The 22,244-nt window shown below is 39.8% G+C and carries 24 protein-coding genes and 1 rRNA gene; 4 read left to right on the forward strand and 21 right to left on the reverse strand.

Annotated features, from left to right (window positions below; genetic code table 11):
- A partial coding sequence (locus G602_RS31235; RefSeq protein WP_207638176.1) for a hypothetical protein occupies nt 1-236 on the reverse strand: 236 nt, incomplete at its 3' end.
- Nucleotides 237-291: 55 nt separating this feature from the next.
- On the opposite strand from G602_RS31235, the gene G602_RS0115320 reads away from it, so the two are divergent.
- On the forward strand, nt 292-585 hold the full coding sequence (locus tag G602_RS0115320; protein WP_044932350.1) for a hypothetical protein: 294 nt from the start codon (nt 292-294) through the stop codon (nt 583-585).
- 52 nt (nt 586-637) lie between these two features.
- On the opposite strand, the gene G602_RS31920 is transcribed toward G602_RS0115320, so the two are convergent.
- The 8 genes from G602_RS31920 to G602_RS0115365 all read right to left on the reverse strand — a co-directional run bounded on the left by G602_RS31920 (nt 638) and on the right by G602_RS0115365 (nt 7,284).
- Entirely contained in the window at nt 638-2,119 is a 1,482-nt protein-coding gene (locus tag G602_RS31920; RefSeq protein ID WP_081676033.1) for an HsmA family protein, read from the reverse strand.
- A 43-nt stretch (nt 2,120-2,162) separates the two neighbouring features.
- On the reverse strand, nt 2,163-2,417 hold the full coding sequence (locus tag G602_RS0115330; protein WP_026659773.1) for a hypothetical protein: 255 nt from the start codon (nt 2,415-2,417) through the stop codon (nt 2,163-2,165).
- 25 nt (nt 2,418-2,442) lie between these two features.
- Nucleotides 2,443-2,808 carry a fructosamine kinase family protein gene (locus G602_RS0115335; protein ID WP_026659774.1) on the reverse strand — a complete coding sequence of 122 codons (366 nt, stop codon included), beginning with the start codon at nt 2,806-2,808 and terminating at the stop codon, nt 2,443-2,445.
- Nucleotides 2,809-2,823: 15 nt separating this feature from the next.
- The gene (locus G602_RS31925) at nt 2,824-3,267 is read right to left on the reverse strand and encodes a J domain-containing protein (protein WP_026659775.1); all 444 of its coding nucleotides are present in this window, start codon (nt 3,265-3,267) and stop codon (nt 2,824-2,826) included.
- Nucleotides 3,268-3,286: 19 nt separating this feature from the next.
- A complete protein-coding gene (locus G602_RS0115345; protein WP_044932353.1) occupies nt 3,287-3,712 on the reverse strand; it encodes a hypothetical protein in 426 nt (141 codons plus the stop codon).
- 213 nt (nt 3,713-3,925) lie between these two features.
- Nucleotides 3,926-4,792, reverse strand: coding sequence for a YitT family protein (locus G602_RS0115350; protein ID WP_026659777.1), 867 nt, complete (start codon nt 4,790-4,792; stop codon nt 3,926-3,928).
- 205 nt (nt 4,793-4,997) lie between these two features.
- On the reverse strand, nt 4,998-5,588 hold the full coding sequence (locus G602_RS0115355; RefSeq protein WP_026659778.1) for a hypothetical protein: 591 nt from the start codon (nt 5,586-5,588) through the stop codon (nt 4,998-5,000).
- A 214-nt stretch (nt 5,589-5,802) separates the two neighbouring features.
- On the reverse strand, nt 5,803-7,284 hold the full coding sequence (locus G602_RS0115365) for an aldehyde dehydrogenase family protein (RefSeq protein WP_256374986.1): 1,482 nt from the start codon (nt 7,282-7,284) through the stop codon (nt 5,803-5,805).
- 120 nt (nt 7,285-7,404) lie between these two features.
- Here G602_RS0115365 and G602_RS0115370 point away from each other — a divergent pair, with 120 nt between their 5' ends.
- The gene (locus G602_RS0115370; RefSeq protein ID WP_026659780.1) at nt 7,405-10,353 is read left to right on the forward strand and encodes an AMP-binding protein; all 2,949 of its coding nucleotides are present in this window, start codon (nt 7,405-7,407) and stop codon (nt 10,351-10,353) included.
- Nucleotides 10,354-10,415: 62 nt separating this feature from the next.
- On the opposite strand, the gene G602_RS0115375 is transcribed toward G602_RS0115370, so the two are convergent.
- Nucleotides 10,416-12,485, reverse strand: a complete 2,070-nt coding sequence (locus tag G602_RS0115375; RefSeq protein ID WP_026659782.1) for a hypothetical protein — start codon at nt 12,483-12,485, stop codon at nt 10,416-10,418.
- Between the two features lie 197 nt (nt 12,486-12,682).
- Here G602_RS0115375 and G602_RS0115380 point away from each other — a divergent pair, with 197 nt between their 5' ends.
- Both G602_RS0115380 and G602_RS0115385 read left to right on the forward strand, forming a co-directional pair.
- Nucleotides 12,683-12,970, forward strand: coding sequence for a hypothetical protein (locus G602_RS0115380; RefSeq protein ID WP_026659783.1), 288 nt, complete (start codon nt 12,683-12,685; stop codon nt 12,968-12,970).
- A gap of 216 nt (nt 12,971-13,186) precedes the next feature.
- Entirely contained in the window at nt 13,187-14,227 is a 1,041-nt protein-coding gene (locus tag G602_RS0115385) for a hypothetical protein (protein WP_026659784.1), read from the forward strand.
- Between the two features lie 243 nt (nt 14,228-14,470).
- Here the strand turns inward: G602_RS0115385 and G602_RS31045 are convergent, their stop codons facing one another.
- From G602_RS31045 to G602_RS0115455, 11 genes are all read right to left on the reverse strand, one after another.
- Nucleotides 14,471-14,644, reverse strand: a complete 174-nt coding sequence (locus G602_RS31045) for a hypothetical protein (protein WP_196808701.1) — start codon at nt 14,642-14,644, stop codon at nt 14,471-14,473.
- A gap of 700 nt (nt 14,645-15,344) precedes the next feature.
- Nucleotides 15,345-15,965 (reverse strand): peptidoglycan recognition protein family protein, encoded by a 621-nt coding sequence (locus G602_RS0115395; RefSeq protein WP_026659785.1) that lies wholly within the window; start codon nt 15,963-15,965, stop codon nt 15,345-15,347.
- 96 nt (nt 15,966-16,061) lie between these two features.
- On the reverse strand, nt 16,062-16,640 hold the full coding sequence (locus G602_RS0115400) for a hypothetical protein (protein ID WP_026659786.1): 579 nt from the start codon (nt 16,638-16,640) through the stop codon (nt 16,062-16,064).
- Nucleotides 16,641-16,657: 17 nt separating this feature from the next.
- A complete protein-coding gene (locus G602_RS0115405; protein WP_026659787.1) occupies nt 16,658-16,897 on the reverse strand; it encodes a DUF6985 domain-containing protein in 240 nt (79 codons plus the stop codon).
- Nucleotides 16,861-17,229, reverse strand: coding sequence for a fluoride efflux transporter CrcB (gene crcB / locus G602_RS0115410; RefSeq protein WP_026659788.1), 369 nt, complete (start codon nt 17,227-17,229; stop codon nt 16,861-16,863). The genes G602_RS0115405 and crcB overlap by 37 nt, the downstream gene beginning before the upstream one ends.
- A gap of 308 nt (nt 17,230-17,537) precedes the next feature.
- Complete coding sequence (locus G602_RS0115420) at nt 17,538-17,834, reverse strand: SDR family NAD(P)-dependent oxidoreductase (RefSeq protein ID WP_026659789.1); 297 nt, start codon at nt 17,832-17,834, stop codon at nt 17,538-17,540.
- Nucleotides 17,835-18,063: 229 nt separating this feature from the next.
- Complete coding sequence (locus tag G602_RS31760; protein WP_256374988.1) at nt 18,064-18,195, reverse strand: hypothetical protein; 132 nt, start codon at nt 18,193-18,195, stop codon at nt 18,064-18,066.
- A gap of 143 nt (nt 18,196-18,338) precedes the next feature.
- On the reverse strand, nt 18,339-19,370 hold the full coding sequence (locus G602_RS0115435; RefSeq protein WP_026659791.1) for a hypothetical protein: 1,032 nt from the start codon (nt 19,368-19,370) through the stop codon (nt 18,339-18,341).
- A 167-nt stretch (nt 19,371-19,537) separates the two neighbouring features.
- Nucleotides 19,538-21,301, reverse strand: a complete 1,764-nt coding sequence (locus tag G602_RS0115440; protein ID WP_026659792.1) for a hypothetical protein — start codon at nt 21,299-21,301, stop codon at nt 19,538-19,540.
- A 105-nt stretch (nt 21,302-21,406) separates the two neighbouring features.
- Nucleotides 21,407-21,793 (reverse strand): hypothetical protein, encoded by a 387-nt coding sequence (locus G602_RS26955; RefSeq protein ID WP_044932356.1) that lies wholly within the window; start codon nt 21,791-21,793, stop codon nt 21,407-21,409.
- Nucleotides 21,794-22,024: 231 nt separating this feature from the next.
- Nucleotides 22,025-22,244, reverse strand: a 23S ribosomal RNA gene (locus tag G602_RS0115455); the annotation flags it as partial.

Below are 22,244 nucleotides of genomic sequence, written 5' to 3' on the forward strand. Positions count from 1 at the left end.
TGGATCAGGGTAATATTTGCGGAGATTTTCAACAACAAAGTTTTGGTAGTCGGCATGACTGCCACAATTAACAGGTAACATAAAATCGCCCTCCAATCAAAAAACTTACGGCCGCGCCGTAACGACACATCCTTTTTAACAAGGGCGCGAAGCGCCGCATTTTTGGAGGTAAATGTCAAGTGTTTTTTGATAAAAAAGTGGGGGATTTTAATAAAAAAGGAATCTGAAAGCCGCATTGTTACTGGCTTATAGATTCCGAGAGTATATTTTATTGTGAAGGAGGAAGAAAAAATGGAACCAGTAAACAGTATTGATGCAGAGGATGACCAGTTTGCGTACCGCTATGATACACAGTTGTTGATAGACAGAAGGGACAAGGATCTCGATGAGGATGAGATCGCAGATTACATAACCACGCACTTTGAGGGTAATTCTCTTATTGCTGCCGGGGATGAGGAACTTGTAAAGATCCATTTTCATACAAATGAGCCTTGGAAGATACTTGAATATTGCAATACTGTTGGGGAAATCTACGACATAGTTGTGGAGGATATGATAAGACAGTCTGCAGGTATGCAGGGCTAAGTGAAAGGCTGGCAACTTTGTGACAAGATGCCAGCCTTCCTTCCACTTAACTTTAGTTTCCTTGCGGTCTCGCTGTGGTGCTTAATGCTTTCTCAAATAGCCATGTCTGATATGATTCATCTTCCATGACCGCAAGCTCCACATGATGATAACTGTATGTTGAATCGTTCGAGGCGTTAGCGCCTGCGGCATTCATTTCATCATCTGTGTATTCTGTGAAATAAACCTCCCTGGCACCAATACTTTCAAGCTTTTTATAAGCATTTCTGCTCTCGGTGACAGGTATTGTTCCGTCATGCTCCGCCTGTGCAAACCATATGGGAACATTAGCCATTTTCCCTAAATTCATGGATGCAGCAGGTGCATAATTAAGTGCCGGGCACAGAGCGATAGCACCTGCAACAAAATCCGGATATTTTTCACAAAACTCTATGGTGGATAGTCCTCCAAAAGAATTGCCCATAACATATATTCTGGATGGATCAACCTTTCCCTCAGAAATCATTTCGTCAATAAGTTCTTTTACTGTATCTAAAATTGTACTTCTCGATGAAGCTTCGAAATATTTTTCATCAGGTATGACCGGTGCCAGGACATAACAGGGACGAACCTTCTGGTTTTCAGGCTCAGCCCATTCAACAGCGGTACGATATGTTAACAGATTACTTGTATCTCCATATCCATGGAATACTATTACAATCGGCATGTTTTCGGGATTTTCGGGTGTAAACAAATGGTAATTGAATGATGCGACACTATCAGCAGTCATAGTTTTGAAGTTGTCAGCAACAGGAGTTACCACATTCGTTACGTCATCATTAGTAAAGGACAATTCCGGGTATGAGTCGCATGTAACAGAAAAATCCTTTACATAGAAAAACTTCTCAGGAAAGTTTTTGGGGATGATGGATATAACATCTCCCTCTACATTTACGGCTTCGATATCACATTCAAAAGCGTGAAGGGATGTGTCCTGCCATTTATCCGCATGTCCTTTCATTTGAAAATCAGAGGCATCTATAGATGATTTGAAAGGCTCTGACAATGCTATAACTATTTCTTCAGGATACTGCCCTGTTTTTCTGACAGAGGTAATAACCGTCACATCTGTAATTCGCAAAGCAGATTCAGGCTTCGTGGTCGCCATTTCAGGATTGGTTTTTCCCATGAGCATTCCCAGTATATACGGAAAAAGCCACACAATCCATACAAACAGGCTAAAATTATGAAATGTGTGTGTACTTTTTTCATCTTTTTTTATAACAACAACTGTAGCCCAAACAGCATGTATCAGCATAAGGATTATTGCTACTGAACCTGTTATACCATGCAAGCTAAAAGTGCCGGCATTTGCTGACGACGTAAGCCTTGTCATGAGATGTGTTCCTATCCCATCACAAACGAGACCGCCCCAGAAAAAAATGAGATGTACAGCGGTTAACGTTTTTGAGATCCTTTCTGACCATACACCAACGGTGTAAAGAAATAGAGCAAGTGTAATGAATATTATAGCCATTATAAGTAAAGGTGACATTATTGCTATTCTCCCGCTGTTTTTTAACCACTGTTATATTCTTTCATTGTTGAAAATCTTCAGAAGCCTCCTGAAGGGCTTTAAGCGCCAATTTCAAAGGATGCTCCTCACTAAGCGATTTTCCGGTATCCTCCTTGGCCTTGTCTATGAGCTTGCCTGTCCAGCCCTGATGTCCTATAGTACTCTCAGGAGACTGAGTCCCAAAATACCATACTCTCTTATCATCGGCCTCTCGCCACCAGCCTATCCCATAATTAGGCTGTTCCCCGGCCTGAGGAGCTATGAACAAATGTCTCAAATTTTAACGCTCCTTTGATGTATATTCACTGATATCTATATATTATCCTTGCAACAGCAGAAAGATATGATATTCCAAACAGATTCAGGTGGTTTGTAAGGTGGTAAAGATTATAGATATCTCTCCTGTCTTCATAGCCGGGGGTTACACCGAAGGTTTCAAAATAGGCATCATAGAACCGGTTGTCAAATCCACCGAAAAGCTCAGTCATTGCTATATTTTCTTTTTGAAATACGTTCTTTCCATTGCTTAATCTTAGTATGTACGCATCATTAGCATCTCCGCCATGGACAGCACTTTTCGCAAGAACAGTTACCGCCTGGCCATAAATTGATGCCAAAGCTTCTTTAAGTGAATTGCTTATATATCTGTTTTCTGAAGTTGTTTCCATATCATTCTATTGTTATTAACCAAGGAAAAAAGCCATTTTAAGCAGCGCGGAAATAATCTGATATATGATGAACCATCTGAATAATCTTCCGAGAATTGATGGTCTGTAAGTATGTACAGGCATATTGTTCCAGTTCCAACTATATGTATAACTGTATCCCTGCTGTCTGTTCCGCTGCTTCAAATACTCTTCAAAATCCACATACTCAGCCTGTCCTGCATACGTGCGCTGTTGCTCATACGACTGGCTGGCAGTTCTTTGCTGCCATGAATCCGAGCTGTGTGGCTTTGAAAGGATATCGTATGCAGCATTTATCTCATTCATTTTTGCAGAAGCTGCCTCATCATTTGGATGAAGATCAGGATGATATTTTTTAGCAAGATTCCGGTATGCCTTTTTTATCTCCTCATCGGAAGCTCCCGGCTGAACTCCCAGGGTTTCATATGGATTTGTCATCATAGCTTTTCCTCATATATTCTCAAGTCTTTTTTATGAATCTGTTAGAGCACTTGGGACATCTTATCTCAATTCGTCCTTTTCCACGTGGTACCCTTATCTGTTGATGGCATTTGGTACACATATAATATCTGCTTGTGGAACGGTCTCTCCACTGCAGCTTTACAAGGTTCATGCGCTTTCTGGGTACTAGTGTCAGTTCCAGGAACTTCTGATTCTCAGCATATCTTTTTGGTATATTCTTTGAAAAAATCCTGAAAATAGCGTAGGCTGCAAGTCCCACCCACATGAAGTAAATGACTACATTATTAAAAAATATGTTTATAAACATCAGGATGATTGCTGTTGTATTACATGTTTTTGCAAAGGCATCTACGCCATTTCTTCCATATAGCATCTGTGCAAGCTGCAGCTGTAATCTATATTGAAACTGTTTAATTCTGTCCATTGTAAGCACCTCCGCTTTTCTTATGCTGTTTCTCATACTAAGTCTAATCTTTTTTCAGAACAATCTACACATCCGATACTGCTAACGGGCATACGCTATTATTCTTTTTTAGCAACTTCATGTGACCATTATATGAAAGAAACCTTAAGACATCCTTAATCTTTGGATGATTATGCTTTGAGTTTTTCCGCAGTTTAGACATTGGAGTCATATTCAATCATTAAAAATCCTTTCCGGCATGGATTTTGACCGATACTGCATATCACTGACCTTATATACCGTTATAAAGGCCTGTGGATCCACTTTATCTATAAATGCCATGAGTTTTTGAAATTCGCTTTTATCTACTATAGTAATGATTTCGTTGTGTTCCTGCATGCGATAAGCACCGATGACTTTGTATATACTTGCCCCACTGTGAAGCTCATTAAGTATGTAGTCACGGATTTCCTTTTCAAATGGGGAAACAATGCAGACTCTTCGTTTAAGCTTCTGATCAAAAATGAAATGATCCAGAATCATGCCATTGAAATATGTTCCCAGAATGCTCAGTATCAATGTCTTCGTATCGTATACAAGGATAGAAGATACAGCAACGCATAACCCGGCAGCTGACATGGCTTTTCCAAGTTCAATCCTCAGATACTTGTTAAGGATTTTAGCTACAATGTCCAATCCCCCTGAGGAAGCATTTCTATTAAATAGAATGGCTATACCGATACTTACGAAGAATATGTAACAGAGTACATCAAGAGTTGCATCCCCTGTAAAAGATACAAAATCCGGAAAGCATTTTTCAAAAGTTCCAATCACCACTGGCAGTAAAATCGATGTATAAACTGTCTTATATCCAAATTCTGCTCCACAGGTAATGAAACCTATTATCAGCAGAAATACATTCAATATCATTGTTATCATCGATACTGGCAATGGTATAAAATTCTTCAATACAATTGCCAGTCCGGAAATACTGCTGACCGATGCATGGCTTGGCATGAGAAAAAAGAAAACAGCCGCTCCTATTATTGTTGTGGCTAGTGTCAGAATCAATATTTCCTTTATCAGTGCTAATTTTTTCATAATAATCAAATTTCCTTTTGGTATGTATTTGACGATATCTTAGTCAAAGTTCGGTATATACAAGAGTATTTCTACGTAAAAGCTCAAAATATCCTATAATATGTGCATATTAGTCAGCACATATTATTCTATTACAGCATAGGTATATTTTAAACTCGTTTCAAAAAAGAGATCACCGGAAGAAATGATAGATTATATCATGTCATTAATCATATCGTTTTAATTTATAATATAGTGCGGCAAGTCCCACACAAAGAACGGCTATTATTGCAAACCACAGTATGATTGTCGTAGCCGATTGTTCATGTATTTGTAAAAAGAAATATGGTCCATCAAGCACATGTACAGCATTTAGGATGAGACAAATGACTCCATATATCAGGCTCATTACTGCTGGCCAAATGATAACCTTTATTGAAAGCTTTTCCACCTTTTCCAGGAAAATCAGTGATATTACAGATAGCAGTGGCCCTATGAAATGATTGATAGGTGCAACATCCGAGAGAAAATAATACGCTACGCCACCCTGCGGGGCAAGAACAAACGCCGCTATTATGAATGTCACTGTAAGACCCACAGCGCTTACAAAATGCATTGTCGTGACAAATTTGGGAATATCCTCTCCCTTTAGGGTAAACCGCAATACCAACGCTGATACAACAAGCTGCAGCACATTGCTGTCAACAGTGTACCATTCAAAAAGTCTTATACCGAAAGCGTAGCAGTCATGAATTAGTGCTACTATTTCCAATATGACAATAATTGTATTAATGGTAATTACAGCCTTTTTATTCATTATCAGGTACCTCTCTGAATCCAATTTTACCACAACACAACAATGCCCTATTTTTTCGAAAAATGGTCATTGGCGTTGTCACCATGAACAACATCCTTGTTCTAAATTTCTATTTAAATTATAGCGATTAAAAAGGCAGCATACTCTTCACAAAAGCATGTATACTGCCCAGAAAATGCTGATTTTTCACCATTTGTTATCATAAAAAGGACTATCATCTTTCAAACAGCTCAATCAATATTCTTTTCCATATTCTGTCGTATGGATGCTCTCTCATAGACAAATTGAATTTCCGCGATCCAATAAGGACTGTCGAAGGATGGGTGAACTCTCTAAATCCCCATTTTCCATGATATGCACCCATGCCTGAATGTCCTACACCATTAAAAGGAACACCCTTAACCATCATATGAAGGCAGACCTCGTTTATACATCCACCACCATACTGCATTTTCTGCATTGTCTGCTCTGCCCAATCTATATCACTTGTAAATATGTACAAGGCAAGTCCGTGTTCACGCATGGATATGTTCTGTAATAATTGATCAATTTCTTCATCTTTATACTTTACAATCGGAAGAATTGGGCAGAACAGCTCCTTGTTAACTATATCTTCAGAAATATCCACCGGACATATTATTGTTGGTGCATATTTTAGCGATGATTCATCACCATCCCCACCATAAACAATTCTGTCTCTGTATTTTTCAGCTATGTCCGAGTACTTCCTGTATGCTGCAAGATTTATAAGCCGGGGATATTCCGGATTTTCCAGACAGTTTTCACCTATCTGCCTTGAAAATGCCTTCTTTAATTCATCAACCAACTGTTCACTTATCTCTTCTGCAACTGCGATCTGGTTTATGTTAATACATATTTGCCCACTATTCAAAAGTTTGAAAAAAACTATTTTTCTTGCAGCATCTCTTATATCTGCATCTTTCCTTATTATGCACCAGTTGCCCGTCTCTCCACCAAGTTCAAGCGCAACAGGTGTAAGGTTCTTCGATGCCATTTCCATAACATGTTTTCCAACTTTTGGAGAACCGGTATAAAAAATCTTGTCAAAACGCTGCTTAAGACACAAATCAGCTACATCATGGCCCCCACCTATTACCACAACGTATTTTTGGGGAAAAATCTCGGCTATAATTTTTTCAAGAATTTCTGTACACTTTTCAGATTTTGAACTTGCTTTTATCACCGCTGTATTACCACCGGCTATGCTTGCACAGAGTACCCCCAGAGAAAGGAGAATTGGAAAATTAAATGGACTTATTATTAGTGTCACGCCATACGGCATCTTATAGACCTTTGTAATAAGACTTGGGAAGCAATGTATTCCGCTAAAGTGTGTTTCAGGCCGTGCCCATCTGTGAAGTCCATGTATAGTTTCATTGATCTCAAGAATAAAACTTCCTATATCACAAAAATATGCCTCCAAAGATGATCTGCCAAGATCATCTTTTAGTGCTGATTCCAGTTCACTCCTATTCTCTAAAACAGCTCGTTTAAGTCTTTTTAACTGCCTTATCCGCCACTCAATATCAAGAGTTTTGCCTGTTCTGAAAAAGTCCCGTTGTTTTTGGACTATGTGCCTGATATCTGATTCATTGTACATGCCTGCCTCCTGGATAGAACTGCTCCTACCGACTTCGTCGGAAGTGATTGGCCGTCGGGTTACATATAATAACAAGTACTATGTAAACTATTTTATCATGTTAACGATTTTTATATATATTTAATATAACGTCTCTAAGTTATCCTGATAAAATCTATATTAAAGGTGTCTTTGTTATAAATGGAGGTTTGGTGTATGGATCTGACATATCTTGAGCAGACAGACTATATCATGGAAGCATGGGCAAAAAGCGTATCCGACAAACCTAATGCTCTGGTTCTGACAGATGAACGGCATCCGCGCGGGATAAGCAGACATAAGGTTGATGAACTGTCCGGAAAGGTCTATGGATGGCTTCGGGCAAAGCAGATCGGCAAGGAGGACTTCGTGCTTATATGCCTGCCAAGAGGCGGAATTGCCCTTATATCCATACTTGGTGTCTGGAAGGCAGGCGCCGCATTTACTTTGGTTGAAGACAATTATCCGCCGGAGCGGATTGCCTTTATCAAAAAAGACTGCGGCTGCAAGGAAGTTATAGATATTGAAACATGGAATGATATCCTTAAGACTGATGCACTGCCGGGATATGAACAGACCGACATTCATGACGCTGCTTTAGCGATATATACTTCAGGCACAACAGGCAATCCGAAGGGTGTCCTGCACGAATATGGCAGCATCAAACTGATCCAGGCTGCTTCCAATGACAGGAGAACAGGAAAACCACGACTCCTTGAGTCAGATCGTGTGTCTCTTATTACTCCACTGAACTTTAATGCGTCTATAAGACGTTTTATTAATACATTGTATGACGGGTGTCACCTGTTTGTTGTTCCATACGGCATCATAAAAAATCCGGTCAAGTTCAGGCAATACCTTCTGAATAATCGTATTTCGGTTCTGCTTGGCTCCCCTTCCCTTCTTCGCCTTATAGGTGATCCGGGGCCATACGTGCGACAGATACAGTTGAGCAGCGAACCGGCTAACGGATATTATATCGAAGGTCCGGAGCTTGTTAATGCCTATGCGATGAGTGAAAGCGGCTTTCCTCTTGCAGAGTTTATCATTGACAGAAAATATGATGAATGTCCTGTTGGAAAACCCAATATTGATCAGATAGTAATAAAAATCCTTGATGAGGACGGGAACGAGGTCCCCGATACTCAGCAGGGAGAAATAGCTATTGAAGATCCGTTTTTCCGAGAATATATTAACCTGCCGGAGCAGACGGACAAGGCACTTACAGGCGGCATATATCATACCGGGGATATAGGAAGAAAGCTACCGGACGGTAATCTCATACTTATGGGTCGCAGTACCGATATGATAAAGATCAACGGAAACCGCATCGAACCTGCGGAAATCGAGGCTGTAGGCAAAAAGGTCCTCGGCGTTGACTGGTGCGCCGCCAGAGGTTTTGATGAGCAGATACATGCCTTTGTCTGCCTGTATTATACTGCAGACATCACAATAGACGAGATGAAAGTTCGAAGCGAAATGGAACAGTATCTGCCTTACTATATGATACCTTCGTATTTCATTAAGGTGGACGAAATACCTGTTCTTCCTAACGGTAAAATGAACAGAAGAGCCCTTCCCAAACCGGAACCTGTAACAGAACGGGCTGAATTTGAGGCTCCGCATACTGAAACCGAACGTATCTTATGCAGTGCCTTTGAAAATGCTCTGTCAATTGATAACGTCGGTATCCATGACAATTTTTATCACCTGGGCGGAGATTCTCTGAGTTCGATGCGCGTATTATCGGCAGCGGATCTGCCAGGGCTCCTTGCTTCAGATATTTTCGAGGGCTGTACTCCGGAACGTATAGCAGCGTTGTATATTAACCGCGAGGCAGGAACACAGCACGTAGATGTGGCAAAGACAGAGGAACTGGAGCGGGGAAAGGCGCACCCGCTTACTCCCAATCAGATATCAATCTTTGATTATTGTATCTTCGCTGCTCAAACTATCATGTGGAACCTGCCACGCCTGTACCGTTTTGGCGCGGACATAGATACGGATCGACTGTGTAATGCTGTAAATAAGGCCCTTGCAAACAGAACCGCTTTATACACAGTACTTGAATTCAATGAGGAGTGCTCCCTTGTTCAGCGCATCGCACCTGATAAGAAACTTCAGGTATCTGTTCAGGAAATAACAGAAGCCGAATTCAAGCTGCTCTCGGAAAACCTTATGCGTCCGTTCAAGATGATCGGCGAGCCTCTGATTCACGCCGGTATCTATAAAACAGAAGAATCGGTATATCTTTTCTGGGAAATACACCATATCATGACTGACGGATCCGGTATGCAGCTTCTTAATGAGGATATTGTAAAGGCCTGGAACGGTGAGGCTCTTCCGCTTGATACTTATTATACATATCTGCGTAATGAAGAAGAAATGCGGGAAGGAAAACGCTACAGGGAAGACCGAATTTTCATAGACAATGCTTATAGCGACAAGGACTGGTGCGTTAACCTCATCCCGGATACCGAAAACCGTCCTGCAGGTCGTACCCTGCTTCCTCTTAAACAGGTGGTTCCACTTCAGGATATGGTTTCCTTTGAACAAAAGCATCATATGTCAAGGAATCTTTTGTTTACTGCGGTTGCTCTTCTGGGAATCGCTGCTATAGAGAAGAAGGATCAGGTCATGGCAGACTGGATTTTCCATGACAGGACCGACGAGATAAAAAAGAATGCATTTGGCTGTCTCTTCCGATATATAACGATAGGTCTTGAATTAAACAAAGATATGACGATCGGAGAATTTTTCAAAACACTCTCCGATAAATCCAATGCCATGCTTGCCCATTGCTCCTATGAATGGAGTATTAAACAGGACAAAGTCTACGAACATGATACGCTTATCGTCTGCTACGAGACTTCCGAAATCATGAGTACCAAGGATATCGGATCGATCGGCGGCACAAGACTGGATGTTACAAGCCATGCTCCGGTGAACTCAAGAAGTCTTGCGTTCCAGATAATTGAGACCCCAAACGGTATTGTTCCGTATCTTATGTTTAACCAGGCTCTGTATTCGGATGAAAAAATACGTCGTACGGTTGATACATTTTCAGGATTGCTTGATTTCTTAATGAATGCCTCAGAAGAAAAACTAATACATGCGCATCCATAGCGGAGCGTTTTTTATATATTAGGAAATCCGGAGGAATTTCCTAATATATAAAAGAAGTGGGCCTAAAGGGCCCACTCTTTGTCAGTAACCTTACCTTTTTTGAACTGACCTGTTTTACTGTCATAAATAAGCTCTGTTATCATGTACTTGTGACCATCAGTAAAGTCATCGGTAAGTGTCTGGAATACACCGGGCTCCGGCTGATAGAAGCCCTCAATTTTCATAGAAAGATCAAGCTCATAAGGCTCACCGTCCTTCACGCTGAAAATGAATGAAAGCCATCCACTGCCGTACCCACCGCATTCTGCTGTGAAGAATCCCTTGTTCTCTTTAGCATATTCTATGTAATAGCCTTCATCATTACGGTACATGGACATGTTTTCAAAATCAGTCCTCATCTTGGTTGTGGTTCCGTCACCGGCTATAAACCATACTGTTTCCGGTAAATAACCGCCAAATTCATCCTCAGAACCTGTAACCGCAAAAGCCTCCTTAGTACCATCACCGTCATAATCTCTACATTCTAAAGCACATAACGTTCCACCGAGATTTTTGCCTATTTCAATAGCATCATCATCCGACAATGACTGTCCCGTACTCTCTGTGCTGTCTGATTTCTTTTTATCGGATTCCTCCGACACATCGCCGTTTGCTCCTTTTACAGTCATCATGCCGTCTGCATCCACGCTCAGATACTGGGATTTTGCATCCTCTTCAGACTCGGCATCGAGTACAGTATGTATCTCTATCGCTGACGGATCTGTGGGCACATATACTCCATAACTTGTGGGAGAAGATATCCACGCTAAAGCACCGACCATGTTATCTGCTTTGCGAGCTTCATCGTTTTTCAAATCGAATGTATCTATGTAAGAAACAATATCCTCGTCATGTGATATCAATAGGACAGCTTTTTTGTCCTTATATATTAGCATCGCCTCATAATTTTCCCAGGGAAGTCCGTCACCGGGGCAGATATCGGCTGCATCATAATATTTCGCATTGTAATTCACACATATACCACTTGTATATGTACCGTAGACATCATTTTCAGCCTCACCGGGTCCCCATGAGATAGTGTCAGTTGATCCGTCCAGACCATAGTCAAACTTTGTCTCCGTGAAGTGTCCGGGCACTTGCATTATCCATTCTTCCGGAGCTTTTGTTATATACTCATTTTTAAAAATTGCTCCGTCGGTATCATCTATAAATAAGACACTTGCAGTCGTACAGGAAAGCACCGCATTAATGTTATCAAACCAGAAAGTAATGCCCTGCGGATCCAGCACCCATCCTGCCCGGTTCTCCCTGATGCACTCCTCCATTGCTTCTTTGCAGTCTATCAGCTCCATATCATTTTCGCCTGTATAAGCTATCATCTTCCTTGTGACTACATAAGACAGTTCAGTGGCCAGCGTATCATAAAACAATTCTTCATCCTTAACTATATCTGTCAGCTGCAATTCACTGCCGCTTTTCATATCGTATGAGTGTCCCCGTATCTCTATATAGCCGCCTTCATCACCTGTCCAGCTATATTCCGTGACAAAGCTCATTACGTCTTCATCCGCACGCCTTACGCATATATTACAGTCTTCATTCGGCACTTCCTGTTCCTGACTTGCGATATCGCTGTTAATCCTGTCAAGCTCATTTTCCAGTGTCTTATAGGCATTTCCTTCACTTTCAATATGAATCTGATCGTAGGAATATTCCCCGATATAATCTCCGTCGACTTTCTTTTCTTCTCTTTCCTTGGATATATAAAATCGCGGAAGCGCATCAGTCCCCGCCATTTTATCTTCCTCTTCAGTCTCCGTGATATCGTCATTTTTTATATCATCATTCGTTTCTATATCGTCATCAGTTTTTGCGTCGTCCGCAGTTTCTGCATTGTCATCGGCTTTTACTTCGTCCGTAGTTTCTGCATCGTCCTTAATAGCTTTAGCAGATTCATTTTCTTCTGTTGTTTTTTCACTGGAATCCTTCGCGGAAGTATCCTGCGCTGAATTAGAAACAACGCTCTCTGTCAGCTTCGTGACAACCTCTTCATTCCCTGTTTTGCTACAGCCGGAAAATAGGCAACACATTATTGCAGATATTAGAAATAAAGATAATGATTTCGTTTTCATCTGGTATTCCCCCTTTACTCTAGAATAAACATTTTTTTAAGTTTACACCATGAAATATCTGCCGGAAAAGCGCCATAGGGACATTTATATAGAAATTTAATAAAAAACTTAATAAAAAACTTGAAACATTGGGAAGGAAGTTATAGTATAATAGAACAGTAGTTCGGAACATACATTCGCTATTGCAAGGAGTTTTCATGAGTAAGATTATAAACGAAGTTGATGTTATCTGTGAACATAAGGCGGATGGCAGCATTATTCCTCTCCGTCTCCGTTTCATGAACGAGGATGGAGAATATCAGACTTTTACCATAAAGGGATTCAGGGAAGCAGAGAAAAAAGGCGCCCATACCACAGAAGATGGAATCTATGTTGCAGACTCTGCCTTCATATTTGAGTGCCTGATTATAGCTGCAGGTATGAAGAGAGTGATCCGTATATACTATGATCCGAGGATTAATTCCAAATGGAGATTGGCAATATGAATTATTTTGGCAACAGAACTATTAATAATCAGGTTAAATAGTCCGATATACAATATGGCTACGGATAGCGTTTTAATGCAAATGGATTGCATTAGGGCGCTATTTTGCACATATCCGGGAAAGGAGGAAAACACGTGACATAAACTTGATTTGCCACTCGGTCCTTTGGGGAGTGGCGTGCACCCGACTGACAGAGGATGCACGGAAAGGATTTATATGGATGATGTAAACAATATCAATGGCTTTCGAAGTGTTTACATGGCTTTTGGTGCCTTTAAGATTGGAAACGGGACTTCACAGACAAAAATTGCAGATAAGAGTGATAATGGCGATACTGAAGTTCCAAGCTTTCTTACAGCCATGAATCTCGCCACTGAAAAAGCAGCCGAAACGGGGGATATAACAAATACAGGTGAAGACAATAAGGATATAAAAACATCTGAAGCAAGTCCTTATGGTCAGGGGGCTTTCCTGTCATACACAAGAATAATCACAGCAAAGCTGCCGTCTGGTATAGCAAAAGCTATGGAAAACGGTACTGATTCGTCAGCTTTTGATGTCAGTGACGGACAGCAGGAACTGAAAATAACAATAAATGTATCAGGTGATTCCAGGATTTATACTGCATCAGGTGTCGATAAAAATGGTAATTCATTCTCAAAAGAAATAGATCCTTACAGTGTTGATCCTACTGATACAGATTATGCCGGCTTTGCAACACTCTGTGCCTATATAAGGGATACAGAAGGACTTGCTGACAATGCCATGAAAGCAGTAAAGGACGCTGTTCCGGAGGATATCACAGAAAACGGCAATTACCTTTACAAGGTCGGATTTGCTGCAGAGACTAATGGTAACCTATCAGGAGCAAAGAAGCTGTTCGAGCAGATGGAAGTATTCTTCGAAAAGCTGATGAATATTGGCCGCGCGGACACTTCTGCGGAATCAAAAACAGATGTTATGAATGTTAAGAGTCCTGCATCTGAGAATTCAGGTTCCTCTTCTACTTCAAGAAACTCCTATGACAGTATTCTGGAAGAGCTTCATTCCATGATTCAGAAGATGATTAGGCAGATGCTGAATGAGATAATGGGCATTGAGGATGATGAAAATGAAACTTCCGAGAAGGATGAAGAAGAAAGAACTGAGGAAATATCAGAAATCACAAATGATGCCTTAAAAGAAATTACAGAGGATCAGGATGCATCTGAGCCTGTTTCAGAAGCGTTGGATGTGCAAAATGCCATAACGTTATAATCAGATATAAACAGCCCTTTCTATCAGAAAATTGATAGAAAGGGCTGTATTAAATATCATTTGATATGATGGAGCTCTGGATTTTTCCATGGATTCAGGCTACTTTAGTGTTGATATTTTGCTGATGAACTGATCTGAATAATATGAAATATGGATAGCACCCTCCATTCTCGTATTGCGCACCACATAAATTACTTGGCATTTACATCTTTTGGAAAATGTATCCACCAAACTTCACCAACATTATACTTTCCCACGCTTCAAAACCTCTTGCTCATATATTTTATCCCATTCATCGTCAAGAACCCAATCATCGTCCGGAGGAAGGTCTTCGATTCTTACAGCGTTTTTATGCAGTAATTCTCTGTTTTCTTCAAGAAACTTCTTATAATCTTCAACAGATTTAATATCAGCCATATATTCCTCCTTTCTGGATACTAATTAACAATTATCAATGATTCTCTAGACCATTGTTATTTATTTTATCACATAACCAAAACAAGTTGAATAATATAAAAAACAGCCCCCAATCAAACTCCTGGAAGCTGCGTAAAATAAATTAAACGTATTTTTATATCGAGTTCCTTAACCTAATATTCCTTCATTAGCTACTTTAACTATTTTTCATAGCTCTTATGCACCAATATTCCTATAGTATTTTGTCTGCGCCTTAACCATGGTAGCAAATATACCCTCTCGCATTTTTACAAGCTCATCATGTGTGCCGTTCTCTGCAATATGTCCATCAGCGAAAAGAAATAAAAGCTTTGTTATTTTAAAACTTTTTTACTGGGATTATTTCTTTAGAAAAAGAGCTTCCAGACCAAGAGCTCTTCCGTAATTAACATATGAAAATAATAAATCCGCGCGAAGCTGCAACGCCCATATTTACTGCGTTTCTAATTGGCGCGCATTGTATGCCTTGAGCCTGCCATGCATATGCCTCCTAGCATAATTCTCCGGCTAATTCTTTAGCTAAGAAATGGTTCGGACACAAGCAGACATTTTACTCAATCAGCGCCTTTGCATGATCCAAATTTTTCTTATTAACAAAAACATGATAAACATATGTGATAGGCCCTGTAGACTGTGAATAAGTAAATGCTCCACCTCCAATTTAAAAATTGCTTATAAATGAAATCCATTCATCTTCATGTTCTACGTAGTAGCGTGGACATTCTTTTCCAGTAACATCATAGTGTCGTATGACATGCTTTCTGCTCAGTCCAAATTCCTTCATAAGCCATTTTGTCAGCGTTACCAAAGATTCATATGATGCCTCTGTAAACTTACCTGTATCATCAGGGTGACAAACTTCAATAGAGAGCGTATCGGGATTTCTGTCGTTGCTTGCTGCGCTCCTTTCATAAAGAGGGAGACACATGATGATTTCTCCATCCATTCCAACTACAAAGTGTGAGCACACATCAGAATCCTCATGGTTATAAAAATCCCGGTTCTGCTGGGCAGTTGTCCCGGGATTACCTACATAATGGATTACTATGTCCCTTATACCATCAAGCCTTATCCCAGATCTCGAAGGATTACCCTCATCTATCAACTGAACTTCTATCCAATCTGGTATTTCAACATGTTCCGCTTTTTTTACTTTGTCAGTCCCAATGAATATTTCAAAAACAGCGACTATGAGAATTATCATAATCAATAGTTCCAATATAAGGAACAGTATCCTAGAACCGAGTTTTTTCTTTTTAGATTGTCTTTTCTTTTTTGCCATTATAAGTCAGGTTCCTTGCATTATTGTTTTCAAATACCATCCATCTATTTTAAAAAGCCTACTAATTTGGCTAACTCTACACCAAATATCATCTTCTCATTTAAGGGATTGCAATCCAATTTTTCCGGTTATCACCGCTTCAATCAGAAGTATTGTTCCTACAGAAACACTGGCACCGGAAAAATCATCTCTGATATTAAGGAAGACAGCTATACCGATAAGAATAATAGTTATGATTCCGCATGCTATTTTTATCTTTTTCTGCTGTTTCTTATCTTCAAAATCGACAGCATATATGATAAGCCCAAGACTGATACATAGTGCAAGCGTGGCGATGGCAGTCCCTTTCCCTGTTCCGCCGCTCTGATATAAATACAGCAGCCCGATACACTGTATTAAAGCTGAAACAAGCAATGATACTACAGTTGTTAGTTTTCTGCCAAGCTCACTTTTTACCTCCGAGACCATTGCAGCAAGCCTGAAAACTCCCACAACATTCAGGAAAGTACCTGCTACAAACAATATCCATCCTAAAATTCCCATTTCATCAGGCATAACAAAAAACAAAGCACATCCAATCATGATTAATGCGATGCATATTAATAATTCTGACAATGAAAAAGTGGGTTTATTCTTTGAATACTTCTCTTCTATCTTTTTTAAATCGATTCCCATATATCACAAGTCCATTCTCATTCTATTTTTACGCAATCTGCGTAATTTTCATTCATATCTTTTGCAGGATCATAATAGCCATATTTATCCAGATGATATTGCAAACAGCTGGTATTGGGGCCATAATCACCAAATCCGCCAACGTATATGATCTCTCCATCAGAAAAAGTCACTTCCAGTCCATGCTCAATCTCCCACTTGCATGCGCCTTCAATAATTTTTACAATCTTATCAGGGTAGCCAATCTCTTCCCACAAACAATGCCAATTATACAGCATGCGCAGCTCAAAAAGACATACGCTCCACCTGCGATATACTGTTTCTCTTCTATCATATTAAAAGCTTCAAGGGAAAAAGTTGAAAAAGTGGTAAAACCACCACACACTCCTGTCTTCCAGAAAAGAACGGTATTTTCGGATATACCTTCATTGTTACTGGAGACTCCTACAACAAAACCTATCAAAACCGCTCCGATTATATTTGTAAGCAATGTTAATATTGGAAAGCCCGTCCTTACCGGCAGAAGGCTAATAGCATATCTTGCCATTGCTCCCAAAGCGCCGCCAAGCGCAACAAATAAAAAGCCCATGTTAACCACCTCTACCATCTTATTTTATGCCCTCAAAAAACCTCTTAAAATCTTCCACTTCGTCCGGCAAAGACAAATCATATGTTGCTTCCGCAATAATAGTCTCAATCTTATCCCACATATCCCTCAGGCATATGTCATCTACAGACTTTGTTTCGCACAGCTCCTCGAAGCTGGGATACTAATACTCTCCGCTGCCATCATTGGCTCCACACCTCTGAAAAGAAACATGGTCATCGTATTTGATGATTATGTAGGATATTTTAATACCTCGGAAGGTGATCTCAAATTCTGGTTCTCCGGAAGTTTCACAAAATAGCTTTTGAAGGCTGGTTGACTCCTGCATTATTGATCCAGATGTCTACAGCTCCAAACTGACTGACAGCATTGCTCATAAGATTCTGTATATCCTCTGGATTAGCAATATTCCCTAATACCCCAAGAATATCACTCTTGCTTTTAAGCTCATTAAGACTTTCTACCGCATGGTTAAGCCTGTTCTCATTTACTCCATTTATTACAACATTCCAGTCATTACGCAAAAAAACCTTAGCCATTTCGTAGCCAAGGCCTCTGGTGCTGCCTGTAATTACTACTGTTTTCATACGCCCCAAAGGGATATGCAAATCCCCTTACTCTTGTTCTAAAATGCTTCTGAAAAGAATTCCTCTAAGATTGGTATATGGGTCTCTACTACCTTTATATTCTTTAGTTCATCTGGAGAGAAAAACTTTAGCTCTTTTGACTCTTCACTGCATAGAAGCTTAGGCATTTCCTTTAACTCCGTTTTATATACAGCCATCATACTTCTTACGATATTTCCATCTGGGTATTCTATGATGATGGATGGATCGTCAAATAGTTGTTTGAAAACAATGTCATGTTCTTGTAGCTGTAGTCCAGTTGTTTCTTTTTTATCTTTCGCATGCCATCAAAAACAACATGCTCTACTTTCTTTTTCCCCATTACTGCTCTCCATAGATTATTTGCGAACTGGAATACTATTCATTCCTTGTACGTTTTTGAAATTCTTTGATACTCTCCACCAAATCATCCTTGTGTTTCTGCTAAAGGCTTGACAACTGAATAGATCGGTTAACCCGAAATGATCACTTTCCCATTTTTCTAATTACATTGTTGCAGGCAGTGATAAAATCCCGAAGATCTGAATACATATCCCTAATACTTTGGGGATCACCGTTCCCAATAAATTCATTCTCTTCAATAAGGCCTTCATAAAAGTCCTTACTTCTTTCGCCATCAGACGTATAGTAATCCTTCAGCGTAAAATATGCTCCATATATTCCTGAAAAATTATTATCAAAATTATTGGCAATGTCTGTTCCAAAGTAGAATTCATAACGGTTTCCGATATGGAGACCCATTTCTTTGATTTCCTCAGAGAAGTTATCCTTGCCTATGGTTTTCTGCACCCAGTGTCCGAGCGCATCTGCCTCATCATAAATTGAGTTTGTTTTTACCGGTCTCTCCGCACGGAATTTTTCAAGAATATCATCTGCCACAAGTCCTTTTAAAGGATCTTCTGTGATAATTCCACCGTTTTCTGTGGATGTATTAGTTTTTACAACTTCTATACTTATAGGCTTAACTCTTTCAACAGTGTCTTCTGTGTCTTCTGACTCGTAAGTTATTTTAAATTCTTCATATGCGTTATCATCAATAAATTCCTGCTGTTCACTGGTTGTATCAACAAAAACAACACCATTGTACTTAACGTCATCGCAGGCTTCATCAACAGAAAAAAATTGTGACTTATCAAAAGCAGACTCATAACTTATATACCATCCATAGAAGCTATGTTCAGAGCTTTCCTGTTCCTGACTGACGGTTTTTGTATTTTCCGGTTCATTCTCTTCAGGTACTACTTCTTCTACTAAATCTGTTTGTTCCTCCTGATTCTTAGGTAAATCTTCCTGTGCATAATCAGGTGATTCATCATTTGAACTGTTCGATGAATTTTCCTGTAGTCTATCAAGAGACTTGTCCAGCACATTCTGCGCAATCTCAGTAGAGTTTATCTCGCCTTTTACCTCACTCTTTGGTGCTTCTTTATTACTGCAGCCCGCTAGTGATATAACCAAAGCTGTAGTACAAAGAATCCTCCAATATTTTTTATTCATAATTCCCTCCTAATGAATCTGAGTTTTAGCTCAGTAATTCTTACATTTTTAATGATACCAAAAAAAGAGACCACAGCGGGTCTCTTTTCGATAAAAAATGTCTAAATTTCTGTCATAAAAACCATATTATAAAGATTTCGCTTTTCCGCGCAAGAAGATATATCTTTTTACGGAACATATATCTGAATAGCAGTGTACAGCTCGTTATCTATTACGCCTAATGCTACCAGCATATTGCTTGTCATATAGTAGTCAGCTTTATTATCTGACCATCCGGGGTAATTGTCTCCCTTAAACTCACGACCAATCAAATACTCTTCTTCAATACGATGAGAATCAGGATCATCTAAACACCTAAGCAGAACCATTTCGCAATTTTCCTTAATCCTGAAGGTAACATTTTCCTGTATGAGTTTCTTGAGATTACTTTCTTCCATCATTGAAACAACGTTATATTCTTCTGCATAATCTTCTTTTTCAAGAGCATAATAGAACTCATCGTCACTGCATTTAACAAGAAATCCATCAAATCTGTTCGTACCAACTACATCATTTTTGAATTCTTCATCAGTACTGTAAGAAATCTCTTTATTGACGTCTTCAAAAGATATAACTGTAAATTGTGTTCCGTTTACAGAGTAAATATTACTGCCTTCTTCTGCATTTTCGACATATTCTTTGCTTATTTTTTCTTCTCTGTACAGATCACCGGTTAGTGTCTTTTCGTCAAAACTTTTAACCTTCATATAAAGATTATTATCATTATCATAATATGTAGTAGCATCGAAGGTTTCAGGGTCTGCGTTGCCAATACATGAAAGTGTTACTGTGTTTGATCCGAAAATACCATCACCACTAAAGGTCAAAGTGGGATAGGAATGATTCTCACTGCTAAATATTGCTTCTGAAGTGTCATCTGCAGATCCAAAGTGGAATGTTATGTCATCTGCCTTTAATTCATATTCGAAAGGAATTCCGGAAATTCCGTCAGCTGTCTGTGTGTGACCCGAAGTATCGTTATCAAATACCATGTAGCCAGCAGCTTTATACAGATTCTCCCCGCTGTACACAGTGTATACAGCTCCTGCAATATTAGGAGTACCATCTGAGGAAATACCTGCACTCTCAAAATTCAATATTTCTGAACCAAGATATTCTTCACTAAGCTCATCATATAGACTTGAATCTGCTGTAACCTCAGATGAACCATTTGTATAGTTATGGTAAGAGTCTTCTTCATCTGCAGTATATTTAATATTTGATTCATCTGTTATTACAAACTCACCGGTTTCCTTGTCTATATATGCCTTTTGTACAGAATTTCTCATAGACAGGATAAGGCTGTTGTCCTTGGCTACAGCAATAGGATAAGCTGTACCGCCACTCTGTACGGTTGTAACCTTTGAAACGGATCCTGATTTTTCTATAAAAATAGTTGCTTCATAAGTTGCCTGATGTCCTTCTAGATCATCGAATGCATAACTTGTTACAAGGAGCGCATCCTCGCCTCCGTAGATAGGTGCATAGGCGTATGACTGTCCTGCGTGCAACGAATCTATCAGTTCCGCATAAGTATTTGGTAATTCCACTTTTTCAGAATTGTCCGCATTTGGAGTATCCTCTGCATCTGTCTTTTGTTCTTCATTTGAAGTGTCCTCTGCAGCTGCGTTTTGCTCTTCGTTTGAAGTATTCTCCGCATCTGTTTTTTGCTCTTCGTTTGAAGTATTCTCCGCATCTGTTTTTTGCTCTTCGTTTGAAGTATCCTCCGCATCTGTTTTTTGCTCTTCGTTTGAAGTATCCTCCGCATCTGTTTTCTGTTCTTCACTTGAAGAGCCATCACCGGATGATGGTGTAGACGAAACTCCGCAACCACTGATAGATGCAGCCATAATAACTGATGATAATAACAACGTAAGAACTTTCTTCCTCATTTACTTTTTCCTCCTCATGGTCATTGTTATTCTTCCTGACAACATCATTCTATCAATGGTTGTCTAACAAATGTCCAACAAGGAAGAATATCATGAATCCAAACTTTATCCTGCCATCGCAACCATATCTGCGTAGCGTATGAGCTCCATCTCTATTCTATCCATATCGAGCGCTGTGCTCCTTTCATATTCAATGGCGTTACAAGCTCTGTCATCAATGTAAACATCACATGTAATCTTCCTTGAATTGGAACCGTACTTTTCTATGGTCTCCGGAAGGTTGTCATTGACGGCATCAAAGCAGAGTCCGTGATCCCGGCAAAATTCTATGGCTTTTTCAAGAGGTTCTCCTGCCCTGCATGTCCATAGAATCAGTTTGTCTCCTTCCTGCTGCTTTTTTATCAAAAAATCTATCAGTCCCATATTGGCAGGACCAACCGAAGGCCAGTTACCCAGGGAGATTGTCCCATCGAAATCAACCGCAAATACCATATCTGCCCTCTCTTTCCGACTGTCATGCCTTTAACTATTACACGAACAATTGTTCTGTTGCATTTATAATTATACGAATGTATGTTCTATTATGCAACCACTAGATATAGAAAAATAAAAAAACTGCCATACTAAATAATTAGCATGACAGTTGTTATCTTTTTGTACCTTCAAAACCGAACACTGAATTATTCCATCTTTATCCGTTATCTTTTGTTCTATATCCTTTTCTTGGACAAGCCCTCGACCTATTAGTACACATCAGCTGAACATGTTACCATGCTTACACCTTGTGCCTATCTACCTCATAGTCTCTAAGGGGTCTTACTGCCGAAGCAGGGATATCTCATCTTGAGGGGGGCTTCACGCTTAGATGCCTTCAGCGTTTATCCCTTCCGGACTTGGCTACCCAGCCTTATGCATCTGGCGATGCAGCTGATACACCAGCGGT

It is taken from the genome of Butyrivibrio sp. AC2005 (genome assembly GCF_000424145.1).
Classification (GTDB): Bacteria; Bacillota; Clostridia; order Lachnospirales; family Lachnospiraceae; genus Butyrivibrio.

What these genes read in the sequence shown, in the direction of transcription:
- G602_RS0115380 (WP_026659783.1), top strand. Translation starts at nt 12,683, where the DNA reads ATGAGTAAGATTATAAACGAAGTTGATGTTATCTGTGAACATAAGGCG.
- G602_RS0115385 (WP_026659784.1), top strand. Translation starts at nt 13,187, where the DNA reads ATGGATGATGTAAACAATATCAATGGCTTTCGAAGTGTTTACATGGCT.
- G602_RS26955 (WP_044932356.1), bottom strand. Translation starts at nt 21,793, where the DNA reads ATGGTATTTGCGGTTGATTTCGATGGGACAATCTCCCTGGGTAACTGG.
- G602_RS0115345 (WP_044932353.1), bottom strand. Translation starts at nt 3,712, where the DNA reads ATGGACAGAATTAAACAGTTTCAATATAGATTACAGCTGCAGCTTGCA.
- G602_RS0115395 (WP_026659785.1), bottom strand. Translation starts at nt 15,965, where the DNA reads ATGGCAAAAAAGAAAAGACAATCTAAAAAGAAAAAACTCGGTTCTAGG.
- G602_RS0115335 (WP_026659774.1), bottom strand. Translation starts at nt 2,808, where the DNA reads ATGGAAACAACTTCAGAAAACAGATATATAAGCAATTCACTTAAAGAA.
- G602_RS31045 (WP_196808701.1), bottom strand. Translation starts at nt 14,644, where the DNA reads ATGGCTGATATTAAATCTGTTGAAGATTATAAGAAGTTTCTTGAAGAA.
- G602_RS0115350 (WP_026659777.1), bottom strand. Translation starts at nt 4,792, where the DNA reads ATGAAAAAATTAGCACTGATAAAGGAAATATTGATTCTGACACTAGCC.
- G602_RS0115375 (WP_026659782.1), bottom strand. Translation starts at nt 12,485, where the DNA reads ATGAAAACGAAATCATTATCTTTATTTCTAATATCTGCAATAATGTGT.
- G602_RS31925 (WP_026659775.1), bottom strand. Translation starts at nt 3,267, where the DNA reads ATGATGACAAATCCATATGAAACCCTGGGAGTTCAGCCGGGAGCTTCC.
- G602_RS0115420 (WP_026659789.1), bottom strand. Translation starts at nt 17,834, where the DNA reads ATGAAAACAGTAGTAATTACAGGCAGCACCAGAGGCCTTGGCTACGAA.
- G602_RS31920 (WP_081676033.1), bottom strand. Translation starts at nt 2,119, where the DNA reads ATGTCACCTTTACTTATAATGGCTATAATATTCATTACACTTGCTCTA.
- G602_RS31760 (WP_256374988.1), bottom strand. Translation starts at nt 18,195, where the DNA reads ATGGGGAAAAAGAAAGTAGAGCATGTTGTTTTTGATGGCATGCGAAAG.
- G602_RS0115355 (WP_026659778.1), bottom strand. Translation starts at nt 5,588, where the DNA reads ATGAATAAAAAGGCTGTAATTACCATTAATACAATTATTGTCATATTG.
- crcB (WP_026659788.1), bottom strand. Translation starts at nt 17,229, where the DNA reads ATGGGCTTTTTATTTGTTGCGCTTGGCGGCGCTTTGGGAGCAATGGCA.
- G602_RS0115435 (WP_026659791.1), bottom strand. Translation starts at nt 19,370, where the DNA reads ATGAATAAAAAATATTGGAGGATTCTTTGTACTACAGCTTTGGTTATA.
- G602_RS0115440 (WP_026659792.1), bottom strand. Translation starts at nt 21,301, where the DNA reads ATGAGGAAGAAAGTTCTTACGTTGTTATTATCATCAGTTATTATGGCT.
- G602_RS0115320 (WP_044932350.1), top strand. Translation starts at nt 292, where the DNA reads ATGGAACCAGTAAACAGTATTGATGCAGAGGATGACCAGTTTGCGTAC.
- G602_RS0115370 (WP_026659780.1), top strand. Translation starts at nt 7,405, where the DNA reads ATGGATCTGACATATCTTGAGCAGACAGACTATATCATGGAAGCATGG.
- G602_RS0115400 (WP_026659786.1), bottom strand. Translation starts at nt 16,640, where the DNA reads ATGGGAATCGATTTAAAAAAGATAGAAGAGAAGTATTCAAAGAATAAA.